The organism is Streptomyces sp. NPDC050535 (assembly GCF_044457665.1).
Taxonomy (GTDB): Bacteria; Actinomycetota; Actinomycetes; order Streptomycetales; family Streptomycetaceae; genus Streptomyces.
Genome location: NZ_JBITHE010000006.1, coordinates 389,502 through 403,905 on the forward strand (window position 1 = coordinate 389,502; position 14,404 = coordinate 403,905).

A 14,404-nucleotide genomic window follows, 5' to 3' on the forward strand; every position below is an offset into this window, starting at 1 on the left:
GTTCACCCACGGCAGCTGACGCGCCGTCTTCTGCCAGTTTGGTGATACCCGCACTGTTTGCGCCGTACGCCGGGAGGAGACAACAGAGGTACGGGTCTTCGCAGTTCAGCGGCCCGTCGCGGGGATACACCTGGTTTGGAAGGCTGTTGGACTCATGGCACTCGCGCAGCCCGAACGGGGCGGGCTGCTGCCCCAGCGCACAGCACCCCACAGAGGCTCACTCGCTACCACCGCCTGCATGGAGACACTCCAGGTGGGCTACCTGCACGCCGTCGCGGCCGCCGCGGGCTGCTCGCTCTCCCAGCCATTTCCCGACAACGGCATCGACTGGCACGTCAGCCACAGCGCCCCCGGGCACACGGTCGACGACGAAGTCACCATAAAAGTGCAGCTCAAGTGCACGTACCAGATACCGCCCAACCCGGCGGGCCCCGCCTTCTCCTTCACGCTCGACAACCCGCACCTGGAGAAGCTGGCCCGCACCCCGGTCTCGGTGCACAAAATACTGGTCGTGATGCTCGTGCCCCGAGCGCAGGACGACTGGCTGCGCGCCGGCCACGACCGCCTCGACCTGCGGCACTGCTGCTACTGGATCAACCTCGCCGGTCACGCCGTCACCGGCCGGCGCAGGACCACCGTCCGCATCCCGACCGCGCGCATCTTCGACGACCGAGCGCTCTGCGAGATCATGACGCGGGTCGGGACGGGAGGAAAACCTTGACGCACCGCCCGATCGACGAAGTCCTACGGCCGGTCAGGCCGCACCCGGTCGAGGCCGTCTGGAGCGAACCGCCGGAGCCCGGCGAGGTCGATCCCGTCGTACTCGGCGCGCTGCTCCACCGGCACGGCTGGCAGCGCCGCGGCGGCGCGCCGGGCCGGTACGGCCGATGGACCCCACCCGGGCCCGGCGGCGGCGGTACGAGCCTGCTCGTACCGGAAAGCCGGGCCTTCCCCGACAGCGACGACCTGCTCGGCGAAGCGCTCGTCGCTCTCTCCCGCAGCGTCTCACCGTCCGCGCGCGACATCCTGGTCGCGCTCGCCGTGACCAGCGACGAGATCCGCTGGTGGCGCGACGTCCCGACCGGTCCCGTGGGCGCAGCCCCCTGGACCGTCGAGGAACAACTGCGCGCCGCCGCCCGCCAGATGCTGCTGGCCGGGGCACTGGCCACGCGCGCGCGTGTCGGCTACCACGGCGCCCGGCACCGCAGGCCCGCCGTCGCCTCCCTGGACAAGGTCCTCGTCGGAGCCGAGCCCGGCGGACGCCGGCTCACCGCCTTCGTGCCCGTCGACACCGGCCGGGCCCTCGCCGTACGCCTGCACCAGGCGCTCTACGCCGCCCGCGAGGCCATCGACTACCAGCGGGCCACCGGCGGCATGGACGCCTTCGACGCGGCGGTGGAGGCCGGCGTAAGCCACGAACTCATGGAAGCCCTGGTGACCCTCGTCCGCGGCACCGAGGGCGCGCGGATCGCCGTGGAGTGGGCGCCCGCCGCAGGCGTCCCCGAAGGCTGCGCGACCCCCACCGAGCCCGTCGAGTTCTCCCCCGGCGACCTGCCCGTGCTGCGCGAGGCCGGGGCCCGCTTCCTGCGCGAGGAGCCGTCCGTGCCCGTGCGCATCACGGGCGCCGTCGTACGGATGCGCAGGTCCGGGCCGCGCGGCGAGGGCACCGTACGGCTGAAGGTCATCGCGGGCGCCGAGATCCCGCACGTCCGGATGACGCTCGACGAGGAGTCGTACCGGATAGCGGGCCACGCCCATCTCGTCGGGCTGCCGGTGCGGGTGCACGGGCGGCTGGAGAGCCGGGGCGGTTTCCGCCGGCTCACGGACGCCTCCGGGGTCGTCCCCGTCCAGGTCGACGAGGCCGAGCGGGACCGGCTGATGAAGTCGCTCCAGGAGAACCTCGACTTCTTCGAGGAGGCGTGCAGCGGGGACTGAGGGGGCGCCGTGCGGGCTGCTGGGGCAGGGCGGCGTTAACCGTTTAGCGAACGGGACCCGGGGCTCGGTACGATTCCTGTCTGCGTACGCGGCCGTGTGCGCGCCCACCTCAGTCAGGAGAAGACCGGTGTCAGACGTCCGTGTGATCATCCAACGCGATTCCGAGCGGGAAGAGCGCGTGGTGACGACGGGCACTACGGCAGCCGACCTCTTCGGCGGCGAGCGCACCATCGTCGCGGCCCGCGTCGGCGGCGAGCTCAGGGACCTCGCGTACGAGGTGCGGGACGGCGAGGAGATCGAGCCCGTCCAGATCTCCTCCGAGGACGGCCTGAACATCCTGCGCCACTCCACCGCGCACGTCATGGCCCAGGCCGTGCAGGAGCTCTTCCCCGAGGCCAAGCTGGGCATCGGCCCGCCGGTCAAGGACGGCTTCTACTACGACTTCGACGTCGAGAAGCCCTTCCACCCCGATGACCTCAAGGCCATCGAGAAGAAGATGCAGGAGATCCAGAAGCGCGGCCAGCGCTTCTCCCGCCGGGTGGTCAGCGACGAGGCCGCCCGCGAGGAGCTGGCGTCGGAGCCGTACAAGCTGGAGCTCATCGGCATCAAGGGCGCCGCGTCCACGGACGACGGCGCGGACGTCGAGGTGGGCGGCGGCGAGCTGACCATCTACGACAACCTCGACGCCAAGACCGGCGAGCTGTGCTGGAAGGACCTCTGCCGCGGTCCCCACCTGCCCACCACCCGCTACATCCCGGCGTTCAAGCTGATGCGCAACGCCGCCGCGTACTGGCGCGGCAGCGAGAAGAACCCCATGCTCCAGCGCATCTACGGCACCGCGTGGCCGTCCAAGGACGAGCTGAAGGCGCACCTCGACTTCCTCGCCGAGGCCGAGAAGCGCGACCACCGCAAGCTGGGCAGCGAGCTCGACCTGTTCTCCATCCCGGAGCAGATCGGCTCCGGCCTCGCCGTCTTCCACCCCAAGGGCGGCGTCATCCGCCGGGTCATGGAGGACTACTCGCGCCGCCGGCACGAGGAGGAGGGCTACGAGTTCGTCTACACCCCGCACGCCACCAAGGGGAAGCTCTTCGAGACCTCGGGCCACCTGGACTGGTACGCCGACGGCATGTACCCGCCCATGCAGCTCGACGAGGGCGTGGACTACTACCTCAAGCCCATGAACTGTCCGATGCACAACCTGATCTTCGACGCGCGCGGCCGGTCCTACCGTGAACTGCCGCTGCGGCTATTCGAGTTCGGGACCGTGTACCGGTACGAGAAGTCCGGCGTCGTGCACGGCCTGACCCGCGCGCGCGGCTTCACGCAGGACGACGCGCACATCTACTGCACCAAGGAGCAGATGGCGGACGAGCTCGACAAGACGCTCACCTTCGTCCTGAACCTGCTGCGCGACTACGGCCTGACCGACTTCTACCTGGAGCTGTCGACCAAGGACCCGGAGAAGTTCGTCGGCTCCGACGAGGTCTGGGAGGAGGCCACCGAGACGCTGCGCAAGGTGGCCGAGAAGCAGGGCCTCCCGCTGGTCCCGGACCCGGGCGGCGCCGCGTTCTACGGCCCGAAGATCTCCGTCCAGACGAAGGACGCCATCGGCCGCACCTGGCAGATGTCGACCGTGCAGCTCGACTTCAACCTGCCGGAGCGCTTCGACCTGGAGTACACCGGCCCCGACGGCACCAAGCAGCGCCCGGTCATGATCCACCGTGCGCTGTTCGGCTCCATCGAGCGCTTCTTCGCGGTGCTCCTGGAGCACTACGCGGGCGCGTTCCCGGCCTGGCTGGCGCCCGTGCAGGCGATCGGCATCCCGATCGGCGACGCGCACATCGAGTACCTCGACAAGTTCGCCGCCGAGGCCAAGCGGAAGGGGCTGCGCGTCGAGGTCGACTCGTCCTCCGACCGCATGCAGAAGAAGATCCGCAACGCGCAGAAGCAGAAGGTGCCCTTCATGGTCATCGCGGGCGACGAGGACATGGCGGCCGGCGCCGTCTCCTTCCGCTACCGCGACGGCTCGCAGGAGAACGGCATCCCGGTCGACGAGGCGATCGCCAAGATCGCGAAGGTCGTCGAGGACCGCGTGCAGGTCTGACGCCGTGACGGAGGCCCCCGGGGAGTTCAGCTCCCCGGGGGCTCCTCCTTGACCCCGCCCGTGCCCACATCACTGCCCCCTTCCGTGCCCGTGCTCTCGCTCTCGCCCTCGCTCGAGAACACCTGCAACAGCCACGACGAGAACGAACCCGTCACCGCGCCGAGCAGCGCGAGCCCGCACGCCATCAGCCCGACCGCGATCGTCCGTCCCGCCGCCGTCACCGGCGCCACATCCCCGTAGCCGACTGTCGCGAGCGTCGAGCAGGTCCACCACACCGCGTCACCGAAGGTGCGCATCGTCGCGCCGGGCGCCGCGTGCTCCTGCTGGTAGACGGCGAGGGCACCCGCGAACCCGAGCAGCGCGACGGACAGTCCCGCGTACACCATCACGCGCGCGTGCAGCGCGAGCCGGGGCTCCCCACGCCGGCGCTGTACGGCCTCGTAGACCTTGACGACGCGCAGCGGTCGCAGCAGCGGCAGGAGGACGACCAGGGTGTCCAGCCAGTGCGTCCGGACGAATCGGCGGCCCTGTCCGCTCAGCCGCCAGCGCACGGCGTAGTCGACGGCGAACACCGCCCAGGCGGCGAGCAGCACCGCGAGGCAGAGGTCCCGCCAGACGGTGGGCAGACCGGCCGCCAGGACGAGGGTCGCGTACGCGGCGAGGTACAGCATCGAGGCCAGACCGAGCGGGAGCCCGGTGAGCCGCTCCCAGTGGGCCATACGGCTGTCGTCGTCCATGGCCCCAGCTTGGCCGGGGACCCTTTTGTTCGGCACCCGCCGACACGCCGCGAACGGGCGAAGCAATATGCTGCACCTCATGACGAGTGAGCCGGAGCAGCAGATCGGAGTGGGAACCCAGGACGCGTTCCAGCGCCTGTGGACGCCCCATCGGATGGCTTACATCCAGGGCGAGAACAAGCCCACCGGCCCCGGGGCCGACGACGGCTGTCCGTTCTGCTCGATCCCCGCGAAGTCCGACGAGGACGGGCTCGTCGTCAGGCGCGGCGAGCAGGTTTACGCGGTGCTCAACCTCTACCCGTACAACGGCGGCCACCTCATGGTCGTGCCCTACCGTCATGTCGCGGACTACACCGATCTGACCGGTCCGGAGACCGCGGAACTCGGCGAGCTGACCAAGCAGGCGATGACCGCGCTGCGGACCGCCTCGGGCGCGCACGGCTTCAACATCGGCATGAACCAGGGCACCGTCGCGGGCGCGGGCATCGCCGCCCACCTGCACCAGCACATCGTCCCCCGCTGGGGCGGCGACACGAACTTCATGCCGGTGGTCGGCCACACCAAGGTCCTGCCCCAGCTCCTCGCGGACACCCGCAAGATGCTCGCGGAGGCGTGGCCGACGGCTGCCTGACCGGTTTCCGGCGGCCGACGACCGCCTGACCGGTCCACCGGTTCCCGTCGCCGACGACCGCCCGTCCGCTCGCCGGCATGACCGGCCGGACAGGTTCTACGCGTCGTACACGTCGGCCTTCCTCGGGCTCGGGTCCTGCACCATCCCGCTCAGGAACGACGACCTGTTGCCGAACGGCGCCGTGTCGACGCCGTTCTCCTCAAGCACCTTGATCGACGCCGAGTGGACCACGCGCAGCACCGGCGCGGCGGCCCGCAGCGCGTCGTCGGCCATGAAGCGGTGCCGCCACGGCTGGTCGGCCCAGGAGTGCCGGAGGCCGAAGGGCTCGGGGAGCGCGAGGCCGCCGCCGAGCCAGTTGAGGAGCGGCGGGTACCAGGCCAACGGGGCGCGGGCGGCCAGGCGTACGACCTCGTCGGTGGTGATCAGCGGCAGACTGACCTTGCGGGTCTCCCAGAACTTGACGGCCTTCGCGACCTCTTTGCTGGGCACTTCGGGCTTGCTGGTGAACAGCGGGTTCACCGGTCCCAGGGCATGTCCGGTGACCTCGATGCGCAGCGTCTGGTGCAGCACGGTCACGGTGATCAGCATGGTGATGACCAACTGGCCGTCCCAGAGCGTCCACTGGACCCCGAGGTAGTGCCGGTCACCGCTGCCGAACTGCTGCTTGTTGCAGATCTCCTGTATGGCGTGGTTCTTGATCGTGTACGCGTCGACGTCCGTACCGCCCGGTCGCGACACCGCCTTGGAGTTCTCGCCGATGGGCGTGACTATCCAGTGCTTTATCGTCGGCTTGCTGAAGCCACCGGTGTTGAGCGGACCGCGCTCCAGCATGCGGAGCTGGTCGTGGATGGACCGGATGACGTCCCAGCTTCGGAACGGGTGGATCTCCTTGGCCGCGTCACGCGCGACGAGCTCCTCGGCGAGCTGCCAGCTTCCCCACCGGGTACCCATGCCGAGTATGCCCTTGGGCCCGGCGTAGAAGACGGAGTTGGACTGCTGCTCGGCGCTGAGCCGGGCCAGCTCCTGGCGCAGCCGCTCGGCCGCCGACTCGCCCGGGCTGCCCGGCACCGCCTCGGGGATCTTGGCACCGATGGCGCCGCCGGACAGCAGGCTGCCCCAGCGCTCGCGCAGGTCCTTCGCGGTGCGTTCGCAGATCTGCTTGGCCCAGAACCAGCCGACGACCGGCAGGACGACCGACGCGCGCCCGTACCAGCCCCAGAAGCCCGTGAACGGCATCTTGACCAGGAAGAGCACGGCCAGGGCTCCTACGGCGATCAGGAGCGTGGTGCCCAGGGCCGAGGCCCGCCTGTCCGCGGTCTTGGCGATGGTGGACCGGATCTGGAAGACCAGCAGCCACACCAGCAGTCCGGGCAGGAAGAGCACTCCGCACAGCACCATCACGGCCGACAGCCAGTTGTCGCGCTCGCGGCGGATACGGTTCGCGGCCAGGCAGTGTTCGACGACGACCTGCGGCTCGGTGCCGAAGGACTGGATGAGCGGATTGCGGCCGGTACCGAGCATGCGGTCCTGCACCGCCCGCGCGAAGGCCTCGCCCAGGTTCGGCGAGAACAGCTTGATCCGCGGGGGCTTGATGGTGGACTTGTGCCATTCGTTGTCGGCCTTGAGGATCTCCTCGACCGGGCTGTCGCGGTACGAGGCCGAGGCGAGGGCGTAGGTCGCGGCCGTCTGTCCCTCGGAGCCCGAGAGCGGCACCTGCGCCCCAGGAGTGAAATCGAATCCGTCGAACGCCACTGCCGCCCCCCATTGCCGCTGTTCCGCTGCTGCGGCCTTTCCCGACTTCCGTGCTCCGCACACCTGTTGATCAGGTCATCGGCTTGATCAGGTTCTCAGAGTAACCGTCCCAACCGCCATTCGTCGGTGGACGACCGAAGCCGTTCACCGACGTGAAGGGGCGTCAGGGGCACTCACGGCGCGAGCCGGACCACTCGCGGCGCACAGGCCGGATCCCTCGCGGCACAAGGGCCGGACTACGAGGTGTCCCGCGCCCGTTCGCGGATCCTCTCGGCGATCTGCGGCGGCATCGGCTCGTGCCGCGCGTAACTGCGGCTGAAGCGTGCCGTGCCGTGCGAGAGGGAGCGGAGGTCGACGGCGTACCGCCCGATCTCGATCTCCGGTACCTCGGCCCGTACGAGCGTGCGCCCGCCGCCCGCCTGCTCGGTGCCCACTACCCGGCCGCGCCGCCCCGACAGGTCGCTCATCACGGCGCCCACGTAGTCGTCGCCGACCATGACGCTCACCTCGGCCACCGGCTCCAGGAGATGGATCCTGGCGTCGCCGGCGGCCTCGCGCAGGGCGAGCGCGCCCGCGGTCTGGAACGCGGCGTCGGAGGAGTCCACGGAGTGAGCCTTGCCGTCGAGCAGGGTGATCCGGATGTCGATGAGCGGATGGCCCGCGGCCACACCCCTGGCGGCCTGGGCGCGTACGCCCTTCTCCACGGACGGGATGAACTGCCGTGGCACGGCGCCGCCGACGACCTTGTCCACGAACTCGATGCCCGAGCCGTTCGGCAGCGGTTCCACCTCGATCTCGCAGATCGCGTACTGGCCGTGCCCGCCGGACTGCTTCACATGCCGCCCGCGCCCGGCGGCCCTGGCCGCGAACGTCTCCCGCAGGGACACCTTGTACGGAATCACGTCGACCTGGACGCCGTAACGGTTGCGCAGCCGCTCCAGGGCGACGTCCGCGTGCGCCTCGCCCAGGCACCACAGGACGACCTGATGGGTGCTCTGGTTCTGCTCCAGGCGCATGGTGGGGTCCTCGGCCACCAGTCGCCCCAGGCCCTGCGAGAGCTTGTCCTCGTCGGCCTTGCTGTGCGCCTGGATGGCGAGCGGCAGCAGCGGGTCGGGCATCTGCCAGGGCTCCATCAGCAGGGGGTCGTCCTTGGCCGAGAGGGTGTCGCCGGTCTCCGCCCGGTGCAGCTTCGCCACGCACGCCAGGTCGCCCGCGATGCAGTGCGTGAGGGCGCGCTGCTGCTTGCCGAACGGCGCGGACAGGGCGCCGACGCGTTCGTCGACGTCGTGGTCCTCATGGCCGCGGTCGGACAGGCCGTGACCGGAGACGTGCACGGTCTGGTCGGGGCGCAGCGTGCCGGAGAAGACCCGCACGAGCGAGACCCGGCCCACGTAGGGGTCGGACGCCGTCTTCACGACCTCGGCGACCAGCGGCCCGTCCGGGTCGCAGGCGCTGACCTCGCGCGCCCTGCCGTCCGGTGTGGTGACCGCGGGCGCCTCGCGCTCCAGCGGGGTCGGGAAACCGCCCGTGACGAGCTCGAGGAGTTCGACGGTGCCGAGACCCTGCCGGGCTCCGTCGGCGGCCGGCGCGGCGGCCAGCACCGGGAAGAAGGCCCCGCGCGCCACGGCCCGCTCCAGGTCCTGCACCAGCGTCTCGAGATCGATCTCCTCGCCGCCGAGGTAGCGGTCCATGAGGGTCTCGTCCTCGCTCTCGGCGATGATCCCCTCGATCAGCCGGTTGCGGGCCTCCTCGATGAGCGGCAGCTGACCGGCGTCGGGCTCGGCCTCCTTTCGCTCTCCGGAGGAGTAGTCGAACAGGCGCTGCGAGAGCAGCCCGATCAGCCCGGTCACGCTCGCGTGCCCGTCCGGTCCCGCCGCGCCGTGCAGGGGCAGGTACAGGGGCAGTACGGCGTCCGGGTCGTCCGCGCCGAAGGCCTCCGCGCAGATCCGCGTCATCTCGTCGAAGTCGGCCCGGGCGGATTCGAGATGGGTGACCACGATGGCTCTCGGCATACCGACGGCAGCGCACTCCTCCCACACCATCCGGGTCGAGCCGTCCACCCCGTCCGAGGCCGAGACGACGAAAAGGGCCGCGTCCGCGGCTCGCAGACCGGCCCTCAACTCGCCGACGAAATCGGCGTATCCGGGGGTATCGAGAATATTGATCTTGTATCCGTCCCAGTCGACGGGTACCAGGGAGAGCTGCACCGAGCGCTGCTGCCGGTGCTCGATCTCGTCGTAGTCGGAGACGGTGCCGCCGTCCTCCACGCGGCCCGCCCGGTTCACCGCTCCCGCCGTCAGCGCGAGAGCCTCCACCAGAGTCGTCTTGCCCGATCCGCTGTGGCCGACCAGCACCACATTCCTTACGGACGCGGGGTGGTCGGCCGCCGTAGCCCTGCCGGCGGCTCCGGGGTGTGCGTTCGCCTTGTCGCCCATGGCCTTGCCTCCCGTACACGGTGAGGTCACTGTGGGCGCGGACACGTGGAGGCCGCGTGCGGGGCGGCTCCGGTGACGCCCGCGGTGCCTTCGAGCTTTCCACTCGCGTCATGGTGCGTCCATACAGCGGACGTGATCGCGCCTCGGCACCGGCTTGATCACGCCGGGACACGGGGGTGCGGGTGCCCGAGCGTCGCACAAGCGCGCGCGTGGCTACGATGGGCCAGCCGGTGGCCAGCAGGGGCCGCGCGGTCACACCGACCCTCGGGAAGGCCATGCTGAACAAGTACGCGCGTGCATTCTTCACGCGTGTCCTCACACCGTTCGCCGCGTTTCTCATCCGCCGGGGGGTAAGCCCCGACACGGTCACCCTCCTGGGTACGGCCGGAGTGGTGGCGGGCGCGCTGGTCTTCTACCCCCGGGGAGAGTTCTTCTGGGGCACGATCGTCATCACGCTGTTCGTGTTCTCGGACCTCGTCGACGGCAACATGGCGCGCCAGCTCGGCCGCACCAGCCGCTGGGGCGCCTTCCTGGACTCCACGCTCGACCGGGTGGCCGACAGCGCGGTCTTCGGCGGCTTCGCGCTCTGGTACGCGGGCAGCGGCGACAACAACGCGCTGTGCGCCGTCTCGATCTTCTGCCTGGCCAGCGGCCAGGTGGTCTCGTACACCAAGGCCCGCGGTGAGTCGATCGGCCTGCCGGTAGCGGTCAACGGACTGATCGAGCGTGCCGAGCGCCTGGTGATCTCGCTGGTCGCGGCGGGTCTCGCGGGCATGCACAAGTTCGGGATCCCAGGCATCGACGTACTGCTGCCCATCGCTCTGTGGGTCGTCGCCGTCGGCAGCTTCGTCACGCTGATCCAGCGGGTGGTCACGGTGCGCAGGGAGTCCGCCGAGGCGGACGCCGAGGCCGCGGCGCAGAGCACCGGGACCTCCTCGTGAGCGGTCTGAAGGACCGGCTGACGGACGGGGCGTACGCGCTCGGCTGGAGCACCGTCAAGAAGCTCCCCGAGCCGGTCGCCGTGCGACTGGGCCGGACCGTCGCGGACATCGCCTGGAAGAAGCGCGGCAAGGGCGTACAGCGCCTGGAGAGCAACTACGCGCGCGTGCTGCCCGACGCGACCCCGGAGCGGCTCGCCGAGCTCTCCAGGGCGGGCATGCGCTCCTACCTGCGCTACTGGATGGAGTCCTTCCGGCTTCCGGCGTGGAGCGAGGAGCGCGTGACGACAGGCGTCGAGGTGCAGGACGTGCACCTCCTCACCGACGGGATCGCCTCCGGCAAGGGCGTGATCCTGGCGCTGCCCCACACGGGCAACTGGGATCTCGCCGGCGCCTGGGTCACCACCGCGCTCGACACCCCTTTCACCACGGTCGCCGAGCGGCTCAAGCCCGAGTCGCTGTACGACCGTTTCGTCGCCTACCGCGAAGGCCTCGGCATGGAGGTCCTGCCGCACAGCGGCGGCACGGCGTTCGGCACGCTGGCCAGGCGGCTGCGCGACGGCGGTCTGGTCTGCCTGGTCGCCGAGCGCGATCTGTCCGCGTCCGGCGTCGAGGTCGAGTTCTTCGGCGAGGCGACCCGGATGCCGGCCGGACCGGCCCTGCTGGCCCAGCAGACCGGCGCCCTGCTCCTGCCCGCGACGCTCTGGTACGACGACTCGCCCGTGATGCGCGGCCGTGTCCATCCCCCCGTCGAGGTCCCCGGGACAGGCAGCCGGGCCGAGAAGACGTCTGTCATGACACAGGCGCTGGCCGACGCCTTCGCCACCGGGATCGCCGACCATCCGGAGGACTGGCACATGCTCCAGCGCTTGTGGCTCAAGGACCTCGATCCCGAGAGGGATCCCCAGAAGGGCCCCGACCAGGGTCCCCGGCAGTATCCAGAGAAGGGGTCCCCGTGAGGATCGGCATCGTCTGCCCGTACTCCTGGGATGTGCCGGGCGGCGTCCAGTTCCACATCCGTGACCTGGCCGAGCACCTCATCCGCCTCGGACACGAGGTGTCCGTCCTCGCTCCCGCGGACGACGAGACCCCCCTGCCGCCGTACGCCGTCTCGGCGGGGCGAGCGGTTCCGGTGCCCTACAACGGCTCGGTGGCCCGGCTGAACTTCGGCTTCCTGTCGGCGGCCCGGGTACGGCGCTGGCTGCACGACGGCACCTTCGACGTGATCCACATCCACGAACCGGCCTCGCCGTCGCTGGGTCTGCTGGCGTGCTGGGCGGCGCAGGGCCCGATCGTCGCCACCTTCCACACCTCCAACCCGCGCTCCCGGGCGATGATCGCCGCGTACCCGATCCTGCAGCCCGCACTGGAGAAGATCCGCGCGCGGATCGCGGTGAGCGAGTACGCGCGCCGCACCCTCGTCGAGCACCTGGGCGGCGACGCCGTCGTCATCCCGAACGGCGTCGACGTCGACTTCTTCGCCCGCGCCGAGCCCAAGGCCGAGTGGCAGGGCGACACCCTCGGCTTCATAGGACGCATCGACGAGCCCCGCAAGGGACTGCCGGTCCTCATGAAGGCCCTGCCGAAGATCCTGGCCGAGCGCCCGCGGACCCGGCTCCTGGTCGCGGGGCGCGGCGACCAGGAAGAGGCCGTCGAGAACCTGCCGGAGGAGATGCGTTCGCGCGTCGAGTTCCTCGGCATGGTCAGCGACGAGGACAAGGCACGCTTCCTGCGCAGCATCGACGTGTACGTGGCACCCAACACCGGCGGCGAGAGCTTCGGGATCATCCTGGTGGAGGCCCTGTCCGCGGGGGCGCCGGTGCTCGCCTCCGACCTCGACGCGTTCACACAGGTGCTGGACAAGGGCGCGGCCGGCGAGCTGTTCGCCAACGAGGACGCGGACGCGCTGGCCGCCTCCGCCGTACGGCTGCTCGGTGATCCCGCGCGCCGCGCGGAGCTGCGCGAGCGGGGGAGTGCGCACGTGCGGCGGTTCGACTGGTCGACCGTGGGGGCGGACATCCTGTCCGTGTACGAGACGGTGACGGACGGGGCGGCGGCGGTGGCCGCCGACGAACGGACCGGGCTGCGGGCGCGGTTCGGGCTGGCGAGGGACTGAGCGGCGGCAGCTGAGCGGGAGCGGGCGAGTCGTCCACCCGCGCGCGAGGGCGAGTCGTCATCTCCCGCGCGCGGGAAGGCAGTTCGCTTTTCCGACCGCCCAGGTCCGGGCGCCCGAAGAGCGGGGCCCGCGCACAGGTAGCCTTTGCGCCCGTGACCCCAACCCTCATCTGGATCCTCGTCGCCCTCGTCGCGGTCGGCCTCTACCTGAGCTGGACCGCGGGGCGGCTCGACCGGCTGCACTCCCGGATCGACGCGGCCCGCGCCGCCCTCGACGCGCAACTCCTGCGCCGGGCCTCGGTCGCCCAGGAGCTGGCCACCTCCGGGGTGCTCGATCCGGCCGCGTCGATCGTCCTGTACGAGGCCGCGCACGCGGCCCGGCAGGCCGAGGAGGAACAGCGCGAGGTGGCCGAGAGCGAGCTGAGCCAGGCGCTGCGGGCCGTGTTCGGGGAAGTGCAGCAGGTCGAGGCGGTGCGAGCCGCGCCCGGGGGCGAGGAGGCAGCCGGAGAGCTGGCCCAGGCGGTGCGCCGGGTGCCGATGGCCCGGCGCTTCCACAACGACGCCGTACGGGCCGCCCGGGCGCTGCGCCGGCACCGCGCCGTCCGCTGGGTCCGGCTGGCCGGGCACGCGCCGTTTCCGCTGGCCTTCGAGATGGACGACGAGCCGCCGGTGGCGCTCGCGGACCGTCCGACGAGCTGAGCGTGGGTTCCTTCGCCCCGCCGGCGACGGAAAACGAGCCACCGCCTCCCCAGTGGCCCTTGCTGTGGCCTGGTCCACTCGCGTTTCCTCGGTGATGCAGAAACCCTCTTTCACCGAGTGAGGTCTACCCGTGTCCAGCACGCTCTCCAGCTCCGCACAGCCCACTGAAACCACTGCGACCGGCACCGCGCGCGTGAAGCGCGGTATGGCCGAGCAGCTCAAGGGGGGCGTGATCATGGATGTGGTCAACGCCGAACAGGCGAAGATCGCCGAGGACGCGGGCGCCGTCGCCGTCATGGCCCTGGAGCGCGTCCCCGCCGACATCCGCAAGGACGGCGGCGTGGCGCGCATGTCGGACCCGACCATGATCGAGGAGATCATCGAGGCGGTCTCGATCCCGGTCATGGCCAAGTCGCGCATCGGCCACTTCGTCGAGGCCCAGGTGCTCCAGTCCCTCGGCGTCGACTACATCGACGAGTCCGAGGTCCTCACCCCGGCGGACGAGGTCAACCACTCCGACAAGTGGGCGTTCACGACCCCCTTCGTGTGCGGCGCCACCAACCTGGGCGAGGCCCTGCGCCGCATAGCCGAGGGCGCCGCCATGATCCGCTCCAAGGGCGAGGCCGGCACCGGCAACGTCGTCGAGGCGGTCCGCCACCTGCGCCAGATCAAGAACGAGATCGCCAGGCTGCGCGGCTACGACAACAACGAGCTGTACGCCGCCGCCAAGGAGCTGCGCGCCCCGTACGAGATCGTCAGGGAGGTCGCCGAGCTCGGCAAGCTGCCGGTCGTGCTGTTCTCCGCCGGTGGTGTCGCGACCCCCGCCGACGCCGCGCTGATGCGCCAGCTCGGCGCCGAGGGCGTCTTCGTCGGCTCCGGCATCTTCAAGTCCGGCGACCCGGCCAAGCGCGCCGCCGCCATCGTGAAGGCCACCACCTTCTACGACGACCCGAAGATCATCGCGGACGCGTCGCGCAACCTGGGCGAGGCCATGGTCGGCATCAACTGCGACACCCTCCCCGAGTCCGAGCGCTACGCGAACCGTGGCTGGTAGTCAC

General features: G+C 70.7%; 12 protein-coding genes. 9 read left to right on the top strand and 3 right to left on the bottom strand.

Translation table 11 applies throughout. From position 1 onward, the window contains the following. Positions 1-154: 154 nt before the first annotated feature. The 3 genes from ACIBLC_RS17215 (at position 155) to thrS (ending at position 4,039) form a co-directional block, all read left to right on the top strand. Positions 155-721, top strand: a complete 567-nt coding sequence (locus ACIBLC_RS17215) for a DUF4365 domain-containing protein (protein WP_399211758.1) — start codon at positions 155-157, stop codon at positions 719-721. Beyond that, positions 718-1,935 carry a hypothetical protein gene (locus tag ACIBLC_RS17220; protein ID WP_399211759.1) on the top strand — a complete coding sequence of 406 codons (1,218 nt, stop codon included), beginning with the start codon at positions 718-720 and terminating at the stop codon, positions 1,933-1,935. The genes ACIBLC_RS17215 and ACIBLC_RS17220 overlap by 4 nt, the downstream gene beginning before the upstream one ends. A 127-nt stretch (positions 1,936-2,062) precedes the next feature. Next, positions 2,063-4,039 (top strand): threonine--tRNA ligase, encoded by a 1,977-nt coding sequence (thrS, locus tag ACIBLC_RS17225; RefSeq protein ID WP_399211760.1) that lies wholly within the window; start codon positions 2,063-2,065, stop codon positions 4,037-4,039. A 26-nt stretch (positions 4,040-4,065) separates the two neighbouring features. Here thrS and ACIBLC_RS17230 read toward each other — a convergent pair whose 3' ends face one another. Continuing rightward, the gene (locus tag ACIBLC_RS17230; RefSeq protein WP_399211761.1) at positions 4,066-4,776 is read right to left on the bottom strand and encodes a potassium channel family protein; all 711 of its coding nucleotides are present in this window, start codon (positions 4,774-4,776) and stop codon (positions 4,066-4,068) included. 67 nt (positions 4,777-4,843) lie between these two features. On the opposite strand from ACIBLC_RS17230, the gene ACIBLC_RS17235 reads away from it, so the two are divergent. Beyond that, complete coding sequence (locus ACIBLC_RS17235; RefSeq protein WP_399211762.1) at positions 4,844-5,407, top strand: HIT family protein; 564 nt, start codon at positions 4,844-4,846, stop codon at positions 5,405-5,407. Between the two features lie 96 nt (positions 5,408-5,503). Here ACIBLC_RS17235 and ACIBLC_RS17240 read toward each other — a convergent pair whose 3' ends face one another. Both ACIBLC_RS17240 and ACIBLC_RS17245 read right to left on the bottom strand, forming a co-directional pair. Next, the gene (locus ACIBLC_RS17240) at positions 5,504-7,159 is read right to left on the bottom strand and encodes a hypothetical protein (protein ID WP_399211763.1); all 1,656 of its coding nucleotides are present in this window, start codon (positions 7,157-7,159) and stop codon (positions 5,504-5,506) included. Between the two features lie 236 nt (positions 7,160-7,395). Beyond that, entirely contained in the window at positions 7,396-9,594 is a 2,199-nt protein-coding gene (locus ACIBLC_RS17245; protein ID WP_399211764.1) for an elongation factor G-like protein EF-G2, read from the bottom strand. 218 nt (positions 9,595-9,812) lie between these two features. Between ACIBLC_RS17245 and pgsA the strand changes: the two genes are divergently transcribed. The 5 genes from pgsA (at position 9,813) to pdxS (ending at position 14,400) form a co-directional block, all read left to right on the top strand. After that, positions 9,813-10,535, top strand: a complete 723-nt coding sequence (pgsA, locus tag ACIBLC_RS17250; protein WP_399211824.1) for a phosphatidylinositol phosphate synthase — start codon at positions 9,813-9,815, stop codon at positions 10,533-10,535. Then, the gene (locus ACIBLC_RS17255; RefSeq protein ID WP_399211765.1) at positions 10,532-11,491 is read left to right on the top strand and encodes a phosphatidylinositol mannoside acyltransferase; all 960 of its coding nucleotides are present in this window, start codon (positions 10,532-10,534) and stop codon (positions 11,489-11,491) included. Before pgsA ends, ACIBLC_RS17255 begins: the two co-directional genes overlap by 4 nt. Then, positions 11,488-12,648, top strand: coding sequence for a glycosyltransferase family 4 protein (locus ACIBLC_RS17260; RefSeq protein WP_399211766.1), 1,161 nt, complete (start codon positions 11,488-11,490; stop codon positions 12,646-12,648). Before ACIBLC_RS17255 ends, ACIBLC_RS17260 begins: the two co-directional genes overlap by 4 nt. 152 nt (positions 12,649-12,800) lie before the next feature. Continuing rightward, positions 12,801-13,346 (top strand): hypothetical protein, encoded by a 546-nt coding sequence (locus tag ACIBLC_RS17265; RefSeq protein WP_399211767.1) that lies wholly within the window; start codon positions 12,801-12,803, stop codon positions 13,344-13,346. A 130-nt stretch (positions 13,347-13,476) separates the two neighbouring features. After that, complete coding sequence (pdxS, locus tag ACIBLC_RS17270) at positions 13,477-14,400, top strand: pyridoxal 5'-phosphate synthase lyase subunit PdxS (RefSeq protein WP_399211768.1); 924 nt, start codon at positions 13,477-13,479, stop codon at positions 14,398-14,400. The last annotated feature ends 4 nt before the right edge of the window (positions 14,401-14,404 follow it).